Consider the following 22,310-nt stretch of genomic DNA (forward strand, 5'->3'; position numbering starts at 1 on the left):
AAAATTTATTTTACAGCTTCTACTGTTGTTAGAGCTGCCTTTAAATCAGTGTAGATAACATTTCCTACTACTACAACATCAGCAAATTGAGCAAAACGATTAGCTTCTTCTGCTGAAGTAATGCCTCCACCATAGAATAACTTTGTTTTTGTTAATACCTTCTTAGTTTGTTCAACTACTGCTAGATCTCCAAGCATTCCGCTATATTCTAGATAAAAAATAGGGAGCTGGTACATTTTCTCAGCAACTCTTGCGTATGCTGTTACATCATCAAGTGAGAGATTAGTATTTGCATCTGTTAGTGCCGCAGCTTTGCAATCGGGATTTAAAATACAATACCCTTCAACAATTAGCTCGTCCCAATTCATAATTTCTCCATATTCCTTCACTGCTTCATGATGTAAATCAATCATCCATTTTGTGCTTCTGCTATTTAATACTGTAGGGATAAAATATAGGTCAAAGCCAGGAATAATTGATTCAGCTGTTGATACTTCTAAAACACAGGGAATAAGATAGCGACGGATCCTAGACATTAAGTTCAATACATTTTCTTCCGTAATATTATCGCTTCCCCCAACAATAATACCATCTGTTCCAGATTCACAAATTTTCTCTAAGTCCTCATCACTTATTACTTTATCTGGATCGAGTTTAAACACATGTTTCCACTCGTTAATATCATACATGTAGGATTCCTCCATTCAAAAACATCCATTTCATTATTATAGCAAATAACATGGAGGCAAAAAACTTAAATACGGATGATCCATTTCGCTTTCATCAAAATGAAATAAAAAGGCGTAGACAAACGCTGTTTTTTACTAAGGAGGTTTTCCTTATAAAGTGCATATCCTTTTATTATTTACTTTTACACAAAGAAAAAGCACCGATATCCTCGGTGCTTTACAAATTTATTCGGTTGGTTCCTTCTGATCGTGCACTCGTTCTAATGCCATTGTATAAGCATCATTCCCATAATTTAAACAACGTTTTACACGAGAAATGGTTGCAGTACTCGCTCCCGTTTCGGTTTCTATCTTATGATAAGTATATCCTTCTCGCAGCATTCTCGCTACTTCAAGTCTTTGTGCAAGCGATTGGATTTCATTTACTGTACAAAGATCATCGAAGAAACGATAACATTCTTCTAAATCTTTTAATGACAAAATAGATTCAAAAAGCTGATCAAGTTCTTTTCCACGTAGCTTCTCTATTTGCATATACATTCTCCTTTTACTATTACGATTGAATTAGAAATGCTTTCTCAATGTCTGGAACTACATTTATCCACGTTCTTCCTGGTACAAACTTTATAAGTTCTCCATCTTTTACAGGGAGAATTCTACCATCACGATTTTCCCATTCTACTTCTTGCATAAGTCCATTTTGGAAAAGAAAAGCTTTTCCTCCAGAAGTTAAATTAATTCCCCGTCTTCCATAATTATCGATAGCATTATGTTCCATTTCAACAACAAACACATTTGATAGTTGGATCGGTTCTTCACTTTCTAAATCAACCGTTTGTTCATTATTACTAAATCTGCTATAACTTTGTTTAGTTTGATTATACTCATATGTCGCATGCCATGTTTGAGAGTTGTCATATTTAATAACAAAATTGTTTACAGGTTCACCTTTTAAATTTACCACTTCTTCCTCAGAAAGAAACTCAAAAGGCTCAACTTCAGCGGTTATTTCATAATGATTGTCCTCTGCACCCTTCGCTATATTTTCGCTTGAAATATAGGAATTATGGGGAGGCTTTCGATGATCAGTTCTCCAAAATAAAGTACCATCATAAAATAATCCATTTAAATAATCCGCTTCGCCTGCTTCAAGCTTTTCTTGAGCAGTAGGACTCCAACCATGACTAATATAAAGTGCATCAAAGCCTTTACTTAAATCAACATAATATTCTCTTGCACTTCTTACAGGTCCGATTATGTCAGGTACTTCGCTTTGAAAGATTGCTAAAAATCTTGTAATACTTCCTTCTGAAAGAACTTCGTACACAACATCAGCTTTATGAAGGCCAGATTGTGGTCTTGCACTTGGATGATTATTTATCATAACAGCTATCGGTCGTTGGTTTAGTTCAGTTTCTTCTGCTTCTACTCCAGTGAGCGGGTAAGTCACTTTTTCTTCAACTTCAGCAGCAACTGGCTTTTCTTCTTTCTGATTAGAATCTATATTTTCAACTGAACGTTGTTCTTCCTTATTACTGCAAGCGCTTATTATTATAAGCATTGAAAATATAGCAATTGAAAATTTTCCTTTAAACACAAAAACACAACCTTATCTACTTTTCCACTTTTATATTTTAACGCATTATCGATGGAAAGAGTACCGTTTTTTTCATTACGTCAAAAATACCTCTAGGTGTTATTCTAATATATGGTAAATGCGTTGAAGACAAGAATAACAAGGAATAAACAGGATCATCGAAGCCATAGCCTCTTTCTTTTAATAGAGTGTTCAACTGATTCTGTTTTCTCATAACCTCTTCAAGCTCCTCTATTGAAGCGCTTCCATTTATCTCTAACGGCATTTCAAATGTAACATTTCCATTCTCAGTCAACACAATTCCTCCGCCGATCTCCTTCATTCGAGTAAAGGCAGCAAGCATTTCAGTTTTATTTTTACCAATGATAATGATATCTCCAGTTGTGGAATAAGAACTTGCAAAACCCTGTACCTGTTTGGAGAAACCTTTTATCACTGTATTTACTCTCCATTTTCCATTACGGTCAATTAAAGCTAGAAAGCTTTCGTCATGTATTTCGGATAGCTCATTAACAGAGCTATCGATTGTAATCGAGTACGGCTCCATAATAACAGCATTCCTCATCTTCATCCCAAGAGGCATTGAAAATTGTAAATCATCTATAGTCAGATCCCATTTTATATCTGCTGATTGAATACCATATTCAGCCCATTCAACAACTTCTTTATCCTCCTGACAATGACCCTCTTTTAGAACCCATGTTCCTTTTGCCATAACAGAAGATGGGTCAGGTTTGTCAATACTATCTAAAATATTTAGAGTAGCAATTCTTCCTGGAGCTATAACACCTATTTGCTCTTCCAATTGGTAATATTTCGCTACATTGAATGCTGCCATATTATATGCATCAATTGAAGGAACATTGCAATCTAAAGCTATATCTATACAACGATTAATCATTCCATTTTCATAAAAAGTAGGGGTTGCCCCATCAGTAGTATAATATAAATGATCATATGTTGTTAGTCCCTCATCCTGTATCTCCTTAAGAAGGATTGCGAGATCTGGACGAATTGATGAATGTCTTAAGGCAGCAGTATACCCCATTTTCAGACGGTTTATCACATCTTTACCTGTCATAGATTCATGATCACTGTCAACACCAAATAGTTTCATTTTCATTAAAGTATTATCTGAAGCTCCTGGAAAATGTCCTTCTATCCGTTTTCCTCTTCGCTTAGTTTCTCTTAGCCAATATAAAATCCAGTCATCACCATCTAGTAGCTTTGGCCAACTCGTTAATTCTCCTCCTTGAACAACAGATTTATGCTCTAACCACGTTTTAAGAAAATCATGGGAGAAAATTTTATCCTCACCATGTACCTCTGTTTGCAAATCAAATCTAGCCCACCAATAAAAGTGATATGGTAATTTCCCCATATCATCCAAAAACGTAAGCGCTTTCTTTTTCTCGTATTGTAAAAGAAAAAAAAGATTATCACCTATAAATGATGTTGTACCTGTTTGCGATACATACTTTGCTAACGTATGGGGATTATATAATTGAAATGGATGAGCATGTGGTTCAATGTATCCTGGCACTACCACTTTGTTTGTACAATCAATCATTTCGGTTTGATTTGTATACTCTGGTAAATTGTCTCCCACATAGACAATTCGATCCTCGACTATCCAAATATGAGCTTTAACCCATTGACGCAAGTAAGAATTAAGATAAGTTGCATTTTTTAAGACAATAGTTGGTGCACATTTGTTTGATAAAACATCTATTTGTTTTCGGATTTGACTAATCTTCCATTGAAATTTTCTCTCGGGCATAAAAAACCCTCCAATTTTAGTTACTAACTTAATACTATGTTAACATATGGAATTTATTAACGCATTAAAGTTTTATTGCATTTTTATGACAATTTTAGGGAGGTAAATTTGATGCGACCAAATATAGGCATCGTCAATTCTTTAATACGTATTACATGTGGCCTTTCCATACTAGCTTGGGCTACATCTAGATATTGTAAAAAACCTTGGAGAGATTCATATTTAATTGTTATCGTACTTGGGGCAATGAAGGTCGGAGAGGGAATTCTACGTTTCTGTCCAATCACTTATATGTTTGAAAATTCTAATGGATATTTCTTTGACGACGAAGAGGGCTATGAAGAAGATGATGAAAAGATTGTATTTAATCCATCGTAATTATTAATCAAAATGGGACTGGCTTAAAAAGCCAGCCCCTTATTTATTCATCTTGGAGGTGTTCCCATGTTTTTTGAATATTTAACCGATATGTCGTTTATATTGATAGCATTAGTTGGCGGGATTATTGCGTTATTATTCGTTTATATTAAGAAACGCCGTGCTTAATAGCTTTATTACCAATATCTTTACGATAGAAAAGAGCTGGTACTGCTATTTTTTCTACTAGCTCATACGCATTTTCTTGAGCTTCGCTAATCGTATCACCATATCCTGAAACAACAAGTACACGACCACCGTTATTTACGAATTGATCCTCAACCTTTTTTGTTCCAGCATGGAAAATAACTGCTTCAACGTGTTTTTCTGTCAGTTGGCCAATAGCTTGTCCTTTTTCGTACTCGTTTGGATAGCCCTTCGAAGCGAGTACGACTCCTAACACAGCTTTAGAAGTCCAAACAAGTTCAACAGGTTTGTCGTCAAGGATTGCTAAAAGTGATTCCACTAAATCAGATTCTAATCTTGGAAGAACAACCTGTGTTTCTGGATCACCAAAACGTGCATTAAATTCAATTACCTTTGGACCATCTGTTGTAAGGATAAGTCCAGCATATAAAATCCCTGTAAAAGAACGTCCTTCGCTCACAAGTGCTTTTGCTGCTGGCTTTAAAATTGTCTCAACAGCTGTATTAACAACTTGTTCAGAAATTTGTGGTACTGGTGAATAAGCCCCCATACCACCAGTATTAGGACCCTCATCATTGTCATAAGCACGCTTATGATCTTGAGCGATCACCATCGGATACACCTTCTCACCTTTAACAAACGCCATTAAAGAAAATTCTTCTCCTGCAAGAAATTCCTCAACAACAACTGATGAAGAAGCGTCTCCAAATTTTCCATCCTCAAGCATTTCAGTTAGACTGTCAATCGCTACGTCAATTGTTTCAGCAACAGTTACTCCTTTTCCAGCAGCTAATCCATCTGCTTTTATAACAATCGGAGCACCCTTTTCTTTTACATATGCTTTTGCTTCTTCTAAATCTGTAAATGTTTGATAGTCTGCTGTTGGAATGTTGTATTTAAACATGATCTCCTTAGCAAAGTTTTTGCTACCCTCGATAAGAGCTGCCTCTTTTCTTGGCCCAAACACCTTTAAGCCTGCAGCTTCAAAGTCATTTACAACTCCATTTAATAACGGTACTTCAGGACCAACAATTGTTAAGTCGATGTTTTTTTCCTTCGCAAATTCCAATAAGCCGTGATTATCTGACTCACTTATTGATACCCTTGTTGCAAGTTCATCCATACCATCATTACCTGGTGCAACAAAGACTTCTTCTACAAGGTTACTTTGTGCAGCTTTCCATACAAGTGCATGCTCACGCCCGCCTTGTCCAATTATTAGAACTTTCATGTTAACACCTCTTTATATGTTTAAGAAATTATAATTCTTGTACTTCGGATAAGCGCTTTGACATCCAGCTCCAGCGCCTAGCGGCCTAGTTCATACGTTGCTGATCAAGGGGCGCTTGCGCTTTTGTTCTTAATGTTTAAAATGACGTACTCCTGTGAATACCATTGTGATTCCATATTCATCAGCCATGCGGATTGAATCTTCATCACGAATTGATCCACCAGGTTGGATGATAGCTGTTATACCAGCTTTTGCCGCATTTTCAACTGTGTCAGACATTGGGAAGAATGCATCAGAGCCAAGTGCACTACCTTGTGCTTTTTCACCAGCTTGCTCGATAGCAATTTTCGCTGATCCTACTCGATTCATTTGACCTGCTCCAACTCCAACTGTCATTTCATCCTTAGCAAGAACAATTGCATTTGATTTTACATGTTTTACTACTTTCCAAGCTAGTTTTAGATCCTTCCACTCTTCAGGAGAAGGCTCGCGCTTCGTAGGGATTGTCACCTCAACATCATCAAGAGACAGTATATCCTCATCCTGTACTAATAATCCACCATGGACAGATTGAAGCTGTTTTTCTGGTTTTGAAAGTGCTGAAACATCAATTGTTAAAATACGAAGATTCTTCTTTCCTGTTAATACGTTTAAAGCTTCCTGACTGTAAGAAGGTGCAATCACAATTTCAAGGAAGATTTCATGAAGCTTTTCAGCTGTTGCTAAATCAACCTCATGGTTCAAAGCAACAATGCCACCGAAAATCGATGTTTTATCAGCTTCATAACAACGTGTAAATGCCTCAAATGTCGAAGTTCCAACACCAACACCACATGGATTCATATGCTTAACTGCAACTGCAGCTGGTTCTGTAAATTCACGGACAATTTGCAATGCTGCATCAGCATCTTTAATGTTATTAAATGAAAGCTCTTTACCATGCAACTGTTTCGCATTTGCGATTGACGCAACTGGTACAAAAGGCTTCTGATAGAAAGTTGCTTTTTGATGAGGATTTTCTCCATAACGAAGAGATTGCTTTTTCTCGAATGTATATGTGACTGATTCTGGGTCTTCATCACCAATCGTGTTTGTTAAAAATTCTGCAATTAATGCATCATATGCTGCTGTATGTCTAAATACCTTTGCAGCAAGACGTTGCTTTTGTGCTAATGAAACCGCTCCAGATGCTTTTAATTCCTCTAAAACAACACTGTAATCTTGTGGATCAACTAAAACAGTTACATCTTCATGGTTTTTAGCTGCAGAACGCAGCATTGAAGGACCACCGATATCAATATTTTCAATTGCATCCTGGAATTTAACATCTGGTTTTGAAATTGTTTCTTTAAAAGGATAAAGATTCACAACAACCATATCGATTGTTTCAATGTTATTTTCCTTAAGTTGATTCATATGACTTTCATTGTTACGGACAGCTAGTAAACCACCGTGGATATTAGGATGAAGCGTCTTTACACGTCCGTCCATAATTTCTGGAAATCCAGTAACCTCAGAAATACCAATTACATTCAAACCGTTTTCTTCTAGTAATGATTTCGTTCCACCTGTTGAGATGACTTCAACACCTAACTCTATTAACTCTTTAACAAAAGGAACGAGATTTTCTTTATTTGACACACTAATAAGCGCGCGTTTGATTGTCATTTCATTCACCTCTTAGCTTTATTTTGACACTAACTCCCCGATCACCTTTGGATACAAGGCATGTTCAACTTTATGAATTTTATCCGCGATTGTTAGGGCAGTATCTTCATTTGTAATTTCAATTGCTTGCTGAGCAATAATTGGTCCAGTATCCATACCAGCATCAACAAAATGAACTGTAACACCGGTTACTTTAACACCTGCATGAAAAGCTTGGCCAATAGCATCTTTCCCTGGAAAAGCCGGCAATAAGGAAGGGTGAATATTCACGATTTTATTTGTATACGCACCTAGCAATGTAGAACCAATTAACCTCATATAACCAGCTAGAATAACAAAATCAATTTGATGTTTTTGTAAAGCAGCTAAAATTTCACTTTCAAATTCATCTTTTGTTTTAAATTCCTTTGGGACAAAACAAAAGACTGGTATACCAGCTGATTTCGCACGGTCTACTACGCCTGCTTGAGGTTTATCACAAACAACAAGACCAATTTCCGCTTTCACTGCACCGAGCTGTATTTGATCAAGTATCGCTTGAAAATTGCTGCCATTTCCTGATGCAAAAACGGCTATTTTCTTCATCGAAGCGCGCCTCCACCGAACGAAACGCCAGATCCTTTTGTCACTCGGCCAATGATATATGCCTTTTCACCATTTCCTTCTAACTGCTGAATGACGTCATGTAATAGCTCTTCTTTAACAGCTAAAACAAACCCAATTCCCATGTTAAAGACATTGAACATATCTTCACGGCTAAGCTCGCCTTTTTCTTTGAGGAAATCAAAAATTTCTGGGAATGGCCATGAACCATAATCAATTTCAGCACCTGTTCCTTCAGGAAGCATCCGTGGGATATTTTCAATAAATCCGCCACCTGTAATATGTGCCATACCATCTATTTGGAATTTTTTAACAACATCAAGTACCGGTTTAACATATATTCTTGTTGGTGTTAATAAAACTTCACCTAAGTCTTTAGTAAATGGTTCATATACAGTTTTTAAATCAAGTTGTTGATCCTCTAGAAGAATTTTACGAACTAATGAAAATCCGTTGCTGTGTAAGCCACTAGATGAAAGACCTATTAAAACGTGTCCTGGCTTAATATTTTCTCCAGTTACAATCTGATCTTTTTCAACTACTCCAACTGAAAAACCAGCTACATCATATTCGTCCTCTTCATATAATCCAGGCATTTCAGCAGTCTCTCCACCGACTAATGCACAACCAGATTCTTCACAACCATCGGCGATTCCTTTTACAATTTGCTCAATCTTTTCTGGAACAGCCTTTCCTAATGCTAAATAATCCAAGAAAAATAATGGCTCAGCACCTTGAGCTAAAATATCATTTACACACATTGCTACGGCGTCAATCCCAATAGAATCATGCTTATCAGCCATAAATGCAAGTTTTAATTTTGTTCCTACGCCATCCGTACCTGAAACGAGAACAGGCTTTTTATAATCTAATTCACTTAAATCAAACATTCCACCAAAGCCACCAAGTCCACCCATTACTCCCGCACGCATTGTCTTGGCAACATGCTTTTTCATTCTTGAAACAGCTTCATAGCCTGCTTCGATATCCACACCGGCTTGTTTATAAACGTCGGACATGTCTGATTCCTCCTCAGCAATCTCTTAAAATGATAAATTTATGTTTAAAGTAAGACAGGAATCGAAATGTCGATTCCTATCTGGTTTTGCTTATTATCCAGCTCTAGCACTAAAGCAGAAGTTAACTTGTGACTCCCATACGCTAAACGTGTGCTTATGCTTTTTCTTATTTATGCCTTCTCATGTGGAAGCACAGTATCTTGATATATTTCTGTAGGGTAACGACCTGTGAAGCATGCTAGGCATTGCCCTTTGGTTTCACCTTCATATGTGCGACCAATGCCCTCAAGTAAACCTTCTACACTTAAAAAGGCTAAGCTGTCTGCCCCAATCATTTGACGAATTTCTTCTACTGAATTGCTTGATGCAATCAGTTCCTCGTGTGTGGAAGTATCAATTCCATAGAAACAAGGATTCGCAATTGGCGGTGAACTGATTCGAACATGAACCTCTTTTGCACCAGCTTCACGAAGCATTGTTACAATTCGTTTACTAGTTGTTCCACGTACAATAGAGTCATCTACCATAACAACTCGTTTTCCCTCAACAACACCACGTACAGCCGATAACTTCATTTTTACACCTTGCTCACGTAATTCTTGTGAAGGTTGTATAAAAGTACGTCCTACATAACGATTCTTAATCAGGCCTAGCTCATATGGGATACCAGTTAACTCAGCAAATCCAATCGCAGCAGAAATACTAGAATCCGGTACACCCGTTACAACATCAGCATCAATTTCAGACTCGACAGCTAAACGTTTACCGAGGTTTTTACGAGCTGTATGAACATTAATTCCATCAATATTGCTATCTGGACGAGAGAAATAAATATACTCCATACTACAAATTGAACGATTAATATTCATTGAGAAACGCTCAGAGCGAATTCCTTCATCATTAATTATTAACAGCTCTCCTGGTTGAACATCTCTTTCGTATTTTGCACCAACAACATCAAAGGCACATGTTTCTGAAGCAACGACATAAGCATCTCCCATTACACCGATTGACAAAGGACGCAAACCATTAGGATCTAGCGCAACCATCATTTCTGTTTCAGTCATAATTAAGAAAGCATATGCTCCCTTAATCACTGATAACGCACTTTTGACAGCTTCCTTCATATCCTTATAGCCGCTTCTTCTTATAAGATGTGCAAGCACCTCTGTATCCGAAGTTGTTTGAAAAATACTACCTTGGCTCTCAAGCTGATGTTTAAGCTGATTAGCATTAACAAGGTTTCCGTTATGTGCGAGTGCTAAACTTCCGCTATGTGATTTAAAAAGTAAAGGCTGGACATTTTCATATCCGCCTCCACCTGCAGTCGCATAACGAACATGTCCTATAGCCCCTTTACCAGATAACTGGTTTAATTTCCCATTTCCGAAAACCTCGGAAATTAGGCCTAACCCCTTCATGCCTGTTAGCTTCTCACCATCAGTTGTAACAATCCCTGCACCTTCTTGACCTCTGTGCTGAAGACTGTGTAAACCATAGTACGTAATTTGAGCCGCTTCTTTATGCCCCCAAATTCCAAAAACGCCACACTCTTCATTTAATCCCTTGATTTCAGCAAGCATGGGATAGCTCCTTTCCATGCATCCTTCAATTCTTCAACAGATGCATCGACAAGTGATTCATCGTTTTCGTTATTTATAATAAGTTTTCCTGTATCAGTTACTTCTCCAATACAAACCGCATTAACCAATTGTTCAAATGCTTGTTGATTTTCCTTTTTCACTGAAACAACAAATCTTGTTTGTGATTCACTAAATAATGAAGCAGTTGCATCACCTTTAAGTGTTACAGTTGCTCCAAGCCCGTTACCGCCAAATAAAGGCTCTGCTAGGGCAACAGCAACTCCACCTTCTGATACATCATGAGCAGATGCTACTGTATTTGCACGGATCGCTTTTGAAAGCTGTCCTAATGTATTTCTTTCTTTCTCTAAATCAAGCTCTGGTGATTTACCAAAGATTTTTCCGTAAGTTAGCTTTTGAAGCTCACTACCACCGAATTCAGGCTTTGTTTCCCCAATTAAGTAAATAAGATCTCCAGCTGCTTTAAAGTCTTGAGTTGTAATATAGTCTGTATCTTCAATTAACCCAACCATACCAATAACAGGTGTAGGATAGATTGCCGTTCCGTTCGTTTCATTGTATAACGATACATTTCCACCAATTACTGGTGTATCTAATACACGACATGCTTCACTAATACCGTCAGCCGCTTTTTCAATTTGCCAGAAAATCTCAGGCTTTTCAGGATTACCGAAGTTTAAGTTATCTGTAATAGCTAAAGGTGTTGCACCTGAACAAACAATATTACGTGCAGCTTCAGCTACTGCAATTTGTCCGCCAACTTCAGGATCTAAATACAGGTAACGAGAATTACAGTCAGTTGTCATTGCTAATGCCTTTTTCGTATCACGAATACGAACAACTGCAGCGTCAGAGCCTGGTGCTACAACTGTATTTGTACGTACCATATAATCATATTGATCATATACCCATTCTTTACTTGCAATTGTCGGTTGGCTTAATAAATTAATAAGCGTCTCTTTATAGTTATCCACTTGAATTGGCGCTACGTCCATTTGTTGGAACTCTTCAAAGTACGCAGGTACTGCTGAAGGTTTATGATAAACTGGTGCTTCTTCAGCTAGTGCATCAACTGGAAGTTCACAAACTACTTCTCCTTTATGGAAAAGACGAAGCATTTTATCATCTGTAACTTTACCTACTGTTACAGCTTCTAAATCATATTTTTCAAACAGGTCAATGATCTCCTGCTCTCTTCCCTTTTCAATAACAAGTAGCATTCTTTCTTGTGATTCAGAAAGCATCATTTCATATGGCGTCATGCCTGTTTCACGTTGTGGGATAAGGTCTAGATTCATTTCGATACCAGATCCAGCTTTACTAGCCATTTCAGCTGATGAGCTTGTTAATCCGGCAGCACCCATATCTTGAATACCTACTAGAGCATCATTTTTTACGACTTCTAGACAAGCTTCTAGTAATAGTTTCTCCATGAATGGATCTCCAACTTGAACAGCTGGACGATTTTCGCCAGAATCCTCAGTCAATTCCTCAGATGCAAATGTCGCACCATGAATTCCATCACGACCAGTTTTAGCTCCAACATACATTACCGTGTTGCCAACGCCTTTTGCCAGACCTTTTTTAATATCTTCATGATTAATTAACCCAACACACATTGCATTAACAAGCGGATTTCCTTCGTATGAGCTGTCAAATTGGATTTCCCCACCTACTGTTGGAATCCCAATACAGTTACCGTAGCCAGCAATACCAGCAACAACCTCTTCAAACAAATATTTAACACGTGGCGTTTGTAATTCACCGAAGCGTAAAGAGTTTAAGATTGCAATTGGTCTTGCTCCCATAGAGAATACGTCACGAATGATACCACCCACACCAGTTGCTGCACCTTGGTATGGCTCAATTGCTGAAGGGTGGTTATGACTTTCAATTTTAAACACAACAGCTTGATTGTCACCGATATCGACAATCCCCGCTCCTTCCCCAGGACCTTGTAATACTTTTTCTCCTGTTATAGGAAATTTTTTCAAAATAGGCTTTGAGTTTTTATAGCTGCAGTGTTCAGACCACATAACTGAGAAAATTCCGATTTCAGTGTAATTTGGAAGACGACCGATGATCTTTTCAATAAGGGCAAACTCATCATCACTTACACCCATTTGTCTGTAGACTTTTTCATCTTTTATCATCTGGTTAGTTGGTTCAAGCAGTAGTGACATGAGATTCCCTCCAGTTTTTCACAATTGATTGAAATAATTTTAATCCATCTGCACTTCCTAGTAACTCGTCAACCGCACGTTCAGGATGTGGCATCATTCCTAATACATTTCCACGTTCATTAGTAATACCAGCGATATCCACTAAGCTCCCATTTGGATTCGTTTCGTACGTAAACACAATTTGATTGTTTGCTTTAAGCGTTTGAAGTGTTTCTTCATCACAATAATAATTCCCTTCTCCATGTGCAATCGGAACGGAGATAATCTCATCTTGTTTATATGCTGACGTAAAAGCTGTCTCATTATTGGCAACCTTTAGATTTACTGGTCGACACATAAACTTTAAGTTCTCGTTTCTTTTCATCGCTCCTGGAAGTAATCCTACTTCTAATAAAATCTGGAATCCATTACATACGCCAAGGACAGGCTTACCTGCTTCAGCTGCTTTTACAACTTCTTTCATAACATTAGAAAAACCAGCAATAGCACCTGAACGTAAGTAATCTCCATAAGAGAAACCACCTGGTAATAAAATTCCATCAAAACCACTTAAATCTGTTTCGTCATGCCATACATACTCTACTTCTTCACCAAGCTCATCTTTAATAGCATGATACATATCAACATCACAGTTAGATCCTGGGAAAACGATCACAGCGAATTTCACTTTGTGACAACCTCCTGTACCTCATAGCTAAAGTCTTCAATCACTGTATTAGCAAGTAATTTTTCACACATTTCACGAACGGCTACATCAAGGTCACGATCTGACTTTTCAATCGTTAGCTCCATATATTTTCCGATACGAACATCTTGAACCTCATTATAAGACATACTGTGTAATGCACTCTTAACTGCGCTTCCTTGTGGATCTAATACACTTTCTCTTAACGTGATATAAACTTTTACTTTGTACATTATGATTGGCCTCCAAGTCTAGTTAAAATCTCTTCATATGCATCAGTTAAGCTACCTATACCTCGACGGAATACATCTTTATCAAATTTTTCATTTGTTTTAATATCCCATAAACGACAAGTATCTGGTGAAACTTCATCAGCTAAAATGATGTTTCCTTCTTCAGTGACGCCAAATTCTAGTTTAAAATCAATTAATCGTACATCACATGATAAAAAGTGAGCCTTTAATACTTCATTTACTTGCTTAGCAAGTGTTTTTAACGTTTCACCTTGCTCCTTCGTTGCAAGGTTTAATAGTGCAATGTGATCCTCGGTAATTAGTGGGTCACCTAATGCATCATCTTTATAGTAGAACTCAACAAGTGTTTCTTTGATTTCTGTTCCTTCTTCAATACCAAGTCGTTTAGAAAGACTTCCAGCAACAACATTTCTAACAACAACTTCAAGTGGGATAATTGTCACTTTTTTTACAAGCTGTTCTGTCTCAGATAGACGCTTCACAAAATGATTTTCAATATTATTAGCTGTTAGCTTTTCAAAAATTAATGTTGAAATCTCATTGTTTAAGCGACCTTTACCAGTAATCTCTTCCTTTTTCACACCGTTAAAGGCTGTTGCAGAATCTTTATAAGATACTAGTAAGATATTGGGTTCATTCGTTTTATAAATGCGTTTTGCTTTACCTTCGTAAAGTAAGTCAAGTTTATCAGTAATCATGGTAGCCCTCCTAAACAGAATATTGGGAACTTTTAGGCTAGTACGTAATATTTGTTAGATAATCTAACCCTGTATATTAATCAAAGATATAGCAAGGGGCTTTTTATTAGACCCTTGCTATTTTTTTGTGATTTTTATAGACCTAAACGTTCAAAAATTGCATCTACACCTTTTAAGTGGTAGTTATAATCAAAGCAATCTTCAATCTTTTCAGCAGAAAGGCGTGAAGTAATTTTTTCTTCAGCTTCAACTAACCCACGGAATGGTACTTGTTTCTCCCAAGCTTCCATTGCTTTAGGTTGAACAAGGTCATAAGCCTCTTCTCTTGTCATACCTGTATCAATTAAAGCTAGTAATACACGTTGAGAATAGATTAAGCCTTGTGTGCGGTCCATATTACGCTTCATATTTTCTGGGAAAACAGTTAAGTTCTTCACAATGTTTCCGAAGCGATTTAACATGTAGTTTAATGCAATTGTTGCATCTGGTAAGATAATACGTTCAGCAGATGAGTGAGAAATATCTCTTTCATGCCATAACGGCACATTTTCATAAGCTGTTAGCATATAGCCTCTAATCACACGTGCAAGACCTGTCATGTTTTCTGATCCGATTGGATTTCGTTTATGTGGCATTGCAGAAGATCCTTTTTGACCCTTAGCAAAGGACTCTTCAACTTCACGTGTTTCACTTTTTTGTAATCCACGGATTTCGATCGCAAATTTTTCAATCGAAGTTGCTACTAATGCTAAAGCTGCCATGTAATCTGCGTGACGATCTCGTTGTAACGTTTGAGTTGAGATAGGTGCAGGTTGTGTTCCTAATTTCTCACACACATACTTTTCTACAAATGGATCGATATTTGCGTATGTTCCAACCGCTCCTGATATCTTTCCGAATTCAACACCTGATGCCGCACGTTTAAATCGATCTAGGTTACGCTTCATTTCTTCGTACCAAAGACCAAGCTTTAAGCCAAATGTTGTTGGTTCAGCGTGAACACCATGTGTACGCCCCATCATAACGGTATATTTATGCTCTTGTGCTTTATCTTTTAAAATTTGGATGAAGTTTTCGATATCTTTTAAAAGAATATCGTTTGCTTGTTTAAGTAAGTAAGAAAGGGCTGAACCCACTGTCTACTACAGAGACAGCTCTGTTGAAACATCATGTTAAGCCGTAATGAACCCACTTGCGCGTCTTCACCTAAAGTCTCAGAGACAGCTCTAGTGAATGCTACAACATCATGTCTGGTTTCAAGTTCGATTTCATTAATACGATTAACATCAAATGAAGCGTTTTTGCGAAGAAGAGAAACGTCTTCTTTAGGAATTACACCTAATTCAGCCCAAGCTTCACAAGCAAGAATTTCAACCTCTAACCATGCTTTAAATTTGTTTTCTTCCGTCCAAATAGATCCCATTTCTTCTCTTGTATAACGTTCAATCATCCTTTTTGCCTCCGTTCTATTTTTGGCCCCATATATGGTTAATGTTTGCAATGTCTTTTTCTATTGATTCACTTATAAGAGTAACATGTCCCATCTTACGCTTTGCTACTGGCTCCTTCTTTCCGTAAAGGTGAAGCTTAGCAGTTTCGAGTAATGAGATATGGTCATTAATAATACTTAAATCTTCCCCTAAAAGGTTAACCATCATTCCACTTTGTAGCAATGTAGTACGTCCTAAAGGAAGGTTACATACCGCTCGAATATGTTGTTCAAATTGATCTGTTTCACATAAGTCAATTGTATAGTGACCAGAATTATGTGGACGTGGAGCTAATTCATTAATGAAAATGTCTCCATCTTTTGTTAAAAACATTTCTACAGCAAGTGTCCCAACAAGTTCGAAACTATTTGAAAGCTTAATTGCTAGCTGTTGTGCTCTTGTTATAACCTCTTCCGAAATTCTTGCAGGTACAATGCTTTGATATAAAATATTATCTTTATGGATATTTTCAGCTACTGGGAAAGTCTTCGTTTCTCCATTAACAGATCTCGTGACGATAACTGAAATTTCTTTATCAAAAGGAACCCATTTCTCTAAAATGCATGCTCCAAGTAATAACAGCTTTTTTGCTTCAGCTAAATCTTGTTCTGTACGAAGTACAACCTGACCCTTTCCATCGTAACCGCCTCTACACGTCTTTAAGACACTAGGATATTGAAGTAGCTTAATGGCATCTGTTAGCTCTACTTCATTGTGAATGATTTGATACGGAGCTACTACACATCCTGCTTTTTCAATTGCAGCCTTTTCTGTTTCACGATCTTGTGTAAGGAGCAATAATGAACTTTTCTGAGGCAAATATGCATTTTCCTCTAGCCAAGTCAAAGCAGTATAATCTATATTTTCAAATTCATAAGTAATGACATCACTAATTTCAGCAAGCTTTTTTATTGCATCCAAATCATCATAGCTTGCTGTAATCTCTATATCAGCAAGTTGACCACATGGGCAATTTTCTGTTGGATCTAATACTGCGATACGATAGCCAAGTTGTCTTGCAGCGATCGCCATCATTCGCCCAAGCTGTCCACCACCGATAATTCCTATAGTCTGATCTGGAAGGATTCTTTTACTATTCAAGTTCATCACTGCTCTCTAGGACCTTTAAACGAAGCTCTTCTCTTCTAGTATCAAGTTTGTCAGCTAAACTTTGATCTCCTGTTGAAAGAATTTCAGCTGCAAGCAATCCAGCATTCGTTGCCCCGGCTTTACCAATAGCAACTGTTGCTACTGGGACTCCTCCTGGCATCTGGACTATTGATAGTAATGAATCAAGACCATTTAATGCCTTTGATTGAACTGGAATACCAATAACAGGTAGTGTTGTTTTCGCTGCAACCATTCCCGGTAGATGTGCTGCACCACCTGCAGCAGCAACAATTACCTTTAAACCTCTATTTCTAGCATTTTCCGCATATTCAAACATGTAATCAGGAGTACGATGTGCAGAAACTACCTTCTTTTCATATGGTACGTTTAGCTCATCTAATATCTCACATGCATGCTTCATTGTTTCCCAGTCAGATGTACTTCCCATAATAACCCCAACAAGCGGCTTCATCTTTTCCCCACCTTTAGATTACTTACTTTGATACAAATGGTTATTCTATACAAACACAAAAGGCTCGATACCTGTACTTTCTCCTTTTATAGAGAAAGTACAGTATATCGAGCCCGGATTAATCATTTTTTCATCCGAATCGTATATACGTACACTTTCCCTCATAGTCCGATGATTTACGGTCAACGGGTAGAAACTTCTGGGCCATATTCCCAATTTTATATGAGGTTATCGTTATCGCTTATTTACATGTATTATCTTAACAATGAAGACTATCAATGTCAACGTAAAATCGAACGATTTATTTTATTAGTATGTTAATGTTCGTCTTTTACAGCAATTTCCCTTCAAATACGATCATCCTACCACAAGGTACATGTTCAACGATATTATCTCGAATTTCTTCCTTGAAGATAGGCTGTTCCATTCTTCTAACTGGAAAATAGCCCTCTTGACGCATTCTATCTAAACAGTCATCAATGGTTTCGTTATCTTCAACAATAAACTTTTGCTTTTTAGGCTTAGAAGTCATGCCTTAATTCTCCCTTTCCGTACAGCTTTCACCCAGAAGCCACCGTGAATCGTTTTTGGTTCATAGGCAATAATAAACGCCTTAGGATCTAGCTCTTTTATTGTTTGATAAAGCTTAAGCTCATATTTTCGTGGAGTAAGAATTTGCATCGATAAACGATCACCTTCTAATCCATTTGCCATCCAATTTGTAACTCCATATCCTTTTTCCCGCAATTGCTTTGGCAAGTCCTTATCATGTTCTGTTGTAATAACATTAACCGTAATATAACCCAGAGCTAGTTTCTCTTCTATTTTCATCCCTACTATAACACCAATCCCATATCCTACTGCATATGCAATTAAGTTTTGAATCTCATTTAAGTTATCAAGCACCAAGCCAAGACCAACAACATAAATAACAACCTCAAACATACTTATGAATGCAGCTAAATAACGCTGACCTTTTAACGTTAAAATCATTCTGATAGTAAAAAATGAGACATAAACGATATTAATGACCAAAATGATTATAACCATAGTAATGCTGTTGTGAAGCAACACAACTCCTCCTCAGATAACAATAAAGTAGGCTATATTTTACTAAAATATTTTCACTGATACAATGGGTCAAAGTTAACCTTTTGAAAAAAGTTACGATGCTTAAGAATACTAATATGATTTCCTGATAATTACTGAATATTCAGATATGTAAAGTGAAGAAAAGATATTTTAAAATAACTAAATGCACATGAACTTATTAAACTCTATAAAAGGTATTAAATAAAGACCTGTAAAAATGTCACTGTTCCTAATCATATTTTTAAGGCTTTACAACCAATAACCCAGTTCTTTATAATCTTCCACCCAATGATTATCTTTACACATCAAACCTTTAACTTAATTAGAGAGGAGGATATTTTCTAAATTTTTTCAACGTAATAAAAAAAGATCAGTATCTCTACTGATCTTTTTCTCTCTTACCTGGCAACGTCCTACTCTCACAGGGGGAAACCCCCAACTACCATCGGCGCTGAAGAGCTTAACTTCCGTGTTCGGCATGGGAACGGGTGTGGCCTCTTCGCCATCATTACCAGATAATTTATGAAATTGAAGGGATGTTCCTTCAAAACTAGATAACGATTCACAATTCAATTCACTTTATTTAACGCTTTTATTAGGTTAAGTCCTCGATCGATTAGTATCTGTCAGCTCCACACGTCACCGCGCTTCCACCTCAGACCTATCAACCTGATCATCTTTCAGGGATCTTACTAGCTTACGCTATGGGAAATCTCATCTTGAGGGGGGCTTCATGCTTAGATGCTTTCAGCACTTATCCCTTCCGCACATAGCTACCCAGCTATGCCTTTGGCAAGACAACTGGTACACCAGCGGTGCGTCCATCCCGGTCCTCTCGTACTAAGGAGAGCTCCTCTCAAATTTCCTACGCCCACGACGGATAGGGACCGAACTGTCTCACGACGTTCTGAACCCAGCTCGCGTACCGCTTTAATGGGCGAACAGCCCAACCCTTGGGACCGACTACAGCCCCAGGATGCGATGAGCCGACATCGAGGTGCCAAACCTCCCCGTCGATGTGGACTCTTGGGGGAGATAAGCCTGTTATCCCCGGGGTAGCTTTTATCCGTTGAGCGATGGCCCTTCCATGCGGAACCACCGGATCACTAAGCCCGACTTTCGTCCCTGCTCGACTTGTAGGTCTCGCAGTCAAGCTCCCTTGTGCCTTTACACTCTACGAATGATTTCCAACCATTCTGAGGGAACCTTTGGGCGCCTCCGTTACATTTTAGGAGGCGACCGCCCCAGTCAAACTGCCCACCTGACACTGTCTCCCAGCCCGATAAGGGCTGTGGGTTAGAATTTCAATACAGCCAGGGTAGTATCCCACCGACGCCTCCACCGAAGCTAGCGCTCCGGCTTCTCAGGCTCCTACCTATCCTGTACAAGCTGTACCAAAATTCAATATCAGGCTACAGTAAAGCTCCACGGGGTCTTTCCGTCCTGTCGCGGGTAACCTGCATCTTCACAGGTACTATAATTTCACCGAGTCTCTCGTTGAGACAGTGCCCAGATCGTTACGCCTTTCGTGCGGGTCGGAACTTACCCGACAAGGAATTTCGCTACCTTAGGACCGTTATAGTTACGGCCGCCGTTTACTGGGGCTTCGGTTCAAAGCTTCGCTTACGCTAACCTCTCCCCTTAACCTTCCAGCACCGGGCAGGCGTCAGCCCCTATACTTCGCCTTGCGGCTTCGCAGAGACCTGTGTTTTTGCTAAACAGTCGCCTGGGCCTATTCACTGCGGCTTTTCCGGGCTATTCACCCTAAAAAGCACCCCTTCTCCCGAAGTTACGGGGTCATTTTGCCGAGTTCCTTAACGAGAGTTCTCTCGCTCACCTTAGGATTCTCTCCTCGCCTACCTGTGTCGGTTTGCGGTACGGGCACCTCTCACCTCGCTAGAGGCTTTTCTTGGCAGTGTGGAATCAGGAACTTCGGTACTATAGTTCCCTCGCCATCACAGCTCAGCCTTATGTGACAACGGGATTTGCCTCGTTGTCAGCCTAACTGCTTGGACGCGCATATCCAACAGCGCGCTTACCCTATCCTTCTGCGTCCCCCCATTGCTCAAATGGTGAGGAGGTGGTACAGGAATTTCAACCTGTTGTCCATCGCCTACGCCTTTCGGCCTCGGCTTAGGTCCCGACTTACCCTGAGCGGACGAGCCTTCCTCAGGAAACCTTAGGCATTCGGTGGAGGGGATTCTCACCCCTCTTTCGCTACTCATACCGGCATTCTCACTTCTAAGCGCTCCACTAGTCCTTACGGTCTAGCTTCACAGCCCTTAGAACGCTCTCCTACCACTGTTCTAAAAGAACAGTCCACAGCTTCGGTGATACGTTTAGCCCCGGTACATTTTCGGCGCAGAGTCACTCGACCAGTGAGCTATTACGCACTCTTTAAATGGTGGCTGCTTCTAAGCCAACATCCTGGTTGTCTAAGCAACTCCACATCCTTTTCCACTTAACGTATACTTTGGGACCTTAGCTGGTGGTCTGGGCTGTTTCCCTCTTGACTACGGATCTTATCACTCGCAGTCTGACTCCTGAATATAAGTCTTTGGCATTCGGAGTTTGACTGAATTCGGTAACCCGTTGGGGGCCCCTAGTCCAATCAGTGCTCTACCTCCAAGACTCTAAATTCAAGGCTAGCCCTAAAGCTATTTCGGAGAGAACCAGCTATCTCCAGGTTCGATTGGAATTTCTCCGCTACCCACACCTCATCCCCGCACTTTTCAACGTGCGTGGGTTCGGGCCTCCATTCAGTGTTACCTGAACTTCACCCTGGACATGGGTAGATCACCTGGTTTCGGGTCTACGACCACGTACTCTTTCGCCCTATTCAGACTCGCTTTCGCTGCGGCTCCGTCTCATCAACTTAACCTTGCACGGGATCGTAACTCGCCGGTTCATTCTACAAAAGGCACGCCATTACCCATTAACGGGCTTTGACTACTTGTAGGCACACGGTTTCAGGATCTATTTCACTCCCCTTCCGGGGTGCTTTTCACCTTTCCCTCACGGTACTGGTTCACTATCGGTCACTAGGGAGTATTTAGCCTTGGGAGATGGTCCTCCCTGCTTCCGACGGGATTTCTCGTGTCCCGCCGTACTCAGGATCCACTCTGGAGGGAACGAAGTTTCAACTACAGGGTTGTTACCTTCTTTGACGGGCCTTTCCAGACCTCTTCATTTACTTCGTTCCTTTGTAACTCCGTATAGAGTGTCCTACAACCCCAAGAGGCAAGCCTCTTGGTTTGGGCTAATTCCGTTTCGCTCGCCGCTACTCAGGAAATCGCGTTTGCTTTCTCTTCCTCCGGGTACTTAGATGTTTCAGTTCCCCGGGTCTGCCTTTATTACCCTATGTATTCAGGTAAAAATACTACTCCATTACGAGCAGTGGGTTTCCCCATTCGGAAATCTCCGGATCAAAGCTTACTTACAGCTCCCCGAAGCATATCGGTGTTAGTACCGTCCTTCATCGGCTCCTAGTGCCAAGGCATCCACCGTGCGCCCTTAACAACTTAACCTTCGACATTAAAAATGTCATTTAAATCAATTATTAAGAGAATCA

Annotated in this window: 19 protein-coding genes, 2 rRNA genes, 1 pseudogene and 1 riboswitch; of the genes and pseudogenes, 2 read left to right on the forward strand and 20 right to left on the reverse strand. The window is 39.1% G+C overall.

From position 1 onward, the window contains the following. Window positions 1-5 precede the first annotated feature (5 nt). From WCV66_RS01690 to WCV66_RS01705, 4 genes are all read right to left on the reverse strand, one after another. Window positions 6-689: a heptaprenylglyceryl phosphate synthase gene (locus tag WCV66_RS01690; protein WP_066333729.1), complete on the reverse strand. Its 684-nt coding sequence runs from the start codon at window positions 687-689 to the stop codon at window positions 6-8. Window positions 690-914: 225 nt separating this feature from the next. After that, window positions 915-1,223, reverse strand: coding sequence for a YerC/YecD family TrpR-related protein (locus WCV66_RS01695; RefSeq protein ID WP_066333733.1), 309 nt, complete (start codon window positions 1,221-1,223; stop codon window positions 915-917). A gap of 19 nt (window positions 1,224-1,242) precedes the next feature. Next, window positions 1,243-2,286 carry a DUF3048 domain-containing protein gene (locus WCV66_RS01700; RefSeq protein ID WP_338787765.1) on the reverse strand — a complete coding sequence of 348 codons (1,044 nt, stop codon included), beginning with the start codon at window positions 2,284-2,286 and terminating at the stop codon, window positions 1,243-1,245. 37 nt (window positions 2,287-2,323) lie between these two features. Next, a complete protein-coding gene (locus WCV66_RS01705; protein ID WP_066333736.1) occupies window positions 2,324-4,066 on the reverse strand; it encodes an adenine deaminase C-terminal domain-containing protein in 1,743 nt (580 codons plus the stop codon). 111 nt (window positions 4,067-4,177) lie between these two features. On the opposite strand from WCV66_RS01705, the gene WCV66_RS01710 reads away from it, so the two are divergent. After that, complete coding sequence (locus WCV66_RS01710) at window positions 4,178-4,444, forward strand: DUF2892 domain-containing protein (protein WP_066333739.1); 267 nt, start codon at window positions 4,178-4,180, stop codon at window positions 4,442-4,444. A 66-nt stretch (window positions 4,445-4,510) separates the two neighbouring features. Then, on the forward strand, window positions 4,511-4,612 hold the full coding sequence (locus WCV66_RS01715) for an EYxxD motif small membrane protein (protein WP_332310343.1): 102 nt from the start codon (window positions 4,511-4,513) through the stop codon (window positions 4,610-4,612). Here the strand turns inward: WCV66_RS01715 and purD are convergent. From purD to WCV66_RS01795, 16 genes and pseudogenes are all read right to left on the reverse strand, one after another. Further along, the gene (gene purD / locus WCV66_RS01720; protein ID WP_338787766.1) at window positions 4,593-5,861 is read right to left on the reverse strand and encodes a phosphoribosylamine--glycine ligase; all 1,269 of its coding nucleotides are present in this window, start codon (window positions 5,859-5,861) and stop codon (window positions 4,593-4,595) included. The genes WCV66_RS01715 and purD overlap by 20 nt on opposite strands. Before the next feature lie 129 nt (window positions 5,862-5,990). Further along, window positions 5,991-7,529: a bifunctional phosphoribosylaminoimidazolecarboxamide formyltransferase/IMP cyclohydrolase gene (purH, locus tag WCV66_RS01725; protein WP_338787767.1), complete on the reverse strand. Its 1,539-nt coding sequence runs from the start codon at window positions 7,527-7,529 to the stop codon at window positions 5,991-5,993. An 18-nt stretch (window positions 7,530-7,547) separates the two neighbouring features. Continuing rightward, window positions 7,548-8,114 carry a phosphoribosylglycinamide formyltransferase gene (gene purN, locus WCV66_RS01730; protein ID WP_066333749.1) on the reverse strand — a complete coding sequence of 189 codons (567 nt, stop codon included), beginning with the start codon at window positions 8,112-8,114 and terminating at the stop codon, window positions 7,548-7,550. After that, the gene (purM, locus tag WCV66_RS01735; RefSeq protein WP_066333757.1) at window positions 8,111-9,151 is read right to left on the reverse strand and encodes a phosphoribosylformylglycinamidine cyclo-ligase; all 1,041 of its coding nucleotides are present in this window, start codon (window positions 9,149-9,151) and stop codon (window positions 8,111-8,113) included. The genes purN and purM overlap by 4 nt, the downstream gene beginning before the upstream one ends. Before the next feature lie 170 nt (window positions 9,152-9,321). After that, window positions 9,322-10,734 carry an amidophosphoribosyltransferase gene (purF, locus tag WCV66_RS01740; protein ID WP_066333759.1) on the reverse strand — a complete coding sequence of 471 codons (1,413 nt, stop codon included), beginning with the start codon at window positions 10,732-10,734 and terminating at the stop codon, window positions 9,322-9,324. Beyond that, complete coding sequence (purL, locus tag WCV66_RS01745; RefSeq protein WP_338787768.1) at window positions 10,710-12,938, reverse strand: phosphoribosylformylglycinamidine synthase subunit PurL; 2,229 nt, start codon at window positions 12,936-12,938, stop codon at window positions 10,710-10,712. The genes purF and purL overlap by 25 nt, the downstream gene beginning before the upstream one ends. Continuing rightward, window positions 12,922-13,605: a phosphoribosylformylglycinamidine synthase subunit PurQ gene (gene purQ, locus WCV66_RS01750; protein ID WP_338787769.1), complete on the reverse strand. Its 684-nt coding sequence runs from the start codon at window positions 13,603-13,605 to the stop codon at window positions 12,922-12,924. The genes purL and purQ overlap by 17 nt, the downstream gene beginning before the upstream one ends. Continuing rightward, window positions 13,602-13,856: a phosphoribosylformylglycinamidine synthase subunit PurS gene (gene purS / locus WCV66_RS01755; protein ID WP_066333767.1), complete on the reverse strand. Its 255-nt coding sequence runs from the start codon at window positions 13,854-13,856 to the stop codon at window positions 13,602-13,604. The genes purQ and purS overlap by 4 nt, the downstream gene beginning before the upstream one ends. Beyond that, window positions 13,856-14,575, reverse strand: a complete 720-nt coding sequence (purC, locus tag WCV66_RS01760; RefSeq protein WP_338787770.1) for a phosphoribosylaminoimidazolesuccinocarboxamide synthase — start codon at window positions 14,573-14,575, stop codon at window positions 13,856-13,858. Before purC ends, purS begins: the two co-directional genes overlap by 1 nt. A 134-nt stretch (window positions 14,576-14,709) precedes the next feature. Beyond that, window positions 14,710-16,025: pseudogene (gene purB, locus WCV66_RS01765) on the reverse strand (adenylosuccinate lyase). Between the two features lie 16 nt (window positions 16,026-16,041). Then, window positions 16,042-17,172: a 5-(carboxyamino)imidazole ribonucleotide synthase gene (purK, locus tag WCV66_RS01770; protein WP_338787771.1), complete on the reverse strand. Its 1,131-nt coding sequence runs from the start codon at window positions 17,170-17,172 to the stop codon at window positions 16,042-16,044. After that, on the reverse strand, window positions 17,159-17,647 hold the full coding sequence (gene purE, locus WCV66_RS01775) for a 5-(carboxyamino)imidazole ribonucleotide mutase (protein ID WP_338787772.1): 489 nt from the start codon (window positions 17,645-17,647) through the stop codon (window positions 17,159-17,161). The genes purK and purE overlap by 14 nt, the downstream gene beginning before the upstream one ends. Window positions 17,648-17,791: 144 nt before the next feature. Further along, window positions 17,792-17,893, reverse strand: a riboswitch (purine riboswitch). 85 nt (window positions 17,894-17,978) lie between these two features. Continuing rightward, a complete protein-coding gene (locus WCV66_RS01780; RefSeq protein ID WP_338787773.1) occupies window positions 17,979-18,179 on the reverse strand; it encodes an NETI motif-containing protein in 201 nt (66 codons plus the stop codon). After that, window positions 18,176-18,718: a DUF2179 domain-containing protein gene (locus WCV66_RS01785; RefSeq protein WP_066333798.1), complete on the reverse strand. Its 543-nt coding sequence runs from the start codon at window positions 18,716-18,718 to the stop codon at window positions 18,176-18,178. The genes WCV66_RS01780 and WCV66_RS01785 overlap by 4 nt, the downstream gene beginning before the upstream one ends. 421 nt (window positions 18,719-19,139) lie before the next feature. Then, a 5S ribosomal RNA gene (rrf, locus tag WCV66_RS01790) occupies window positions 19,140-19,255 on the reverse strand. 80 nt (window positions 19,256-19,335) lie between these two features. Next, a 23S ribosomal RNA gene (locus WCV66_RS01795) occupies window positions 19,336-22,266 on the reverse strand. Window positions 22,267-22,310 lie beyond the last annotated feature (44 nt).

The organism is Metabacillus rhizosphaerae (assembly GCF_037201795.1).
GTDB lineage: Bacteria > Bacillota > Bacilli > Bacillales > Bacillaceae > Metabacillus > Metabacillus rhizosphaerae.